The organism is Rugamonas violacea, from assembly GCF_016461825.1.
In the GTDB taxonomy this organism is placed as follows: Bacteria; Pseudomonadota; Gammaproteobacteria; order Burkholderiales; family Burkholderiaceae_D; genus Rugamonas.
In genome coordinates, this window is the sequence record NZ_JAEMNU010000045.1 from 1 (window position 1) to 600 (window position 600).

Annotated in this window: 1 protein-coding gene; it reads left to right on the forward strand. The window is 64.3% G+C overall.

Features of this window, described 5'->3' with window-relative positions:
* Positions 1–600, forward strand: a 600-nt coding sequence (locus H7U20_RS10065) for an ATP-binding protein (RefSeq protein WP_199759025.1), incomplete at both ends; no start/stop codon positions are given.

Consider the following 600-nt stretch of genomic DNA (forward strand, 5'->3'; position numbering starts at 1 on the left):
CTGGTGCGGCTGCTCAAGAACGCGCACCTTAAATATGGGCAGGCGGCGATTGAGGACATCGACGCGCGCGCCGGTCGCGGCATCGACCGGCGCGAGGTGATGAGCCTGGCCTTGGGCGACTGGGTCAACGCCGGCCACAGCGTCTTGGTCACCGGGCCAACCGGCGCCGGCAAGTCGTGGCTTGCTTGCGCACTGGCGCAATACGCCTGCCGGCGTGGATACTCCGCGATCTACCAGCGCGTCCCCCGCTTGCAGGAAGAACTGCGCATCCGGCACGGCAGCGGGGCCTTCGGCAAGTGGCTGCTGCAATTGGCCAAGACTGACGTTCTGATCCTTGACGATTGGGGCATGGGTGCCATTGACAGCATGACCCGCTCGGACCTGCTGGAGATCATCGACGACCGTGCCGGCAACAAGGCCACCATCATCACCAGCCAGCTACCGGTCGAGCACTGGCATGCCTGGATCGGCGACGCCACCATCGCCGACGCCATCCTGGACCGCGTCATGCAGCGCAACCACCGCTTTACGCTGACCGGGGATTCGTTACGCGCCCAGCGACCAAAACCGGCTAAAAAGGAGAAAAACATCGACCCATCG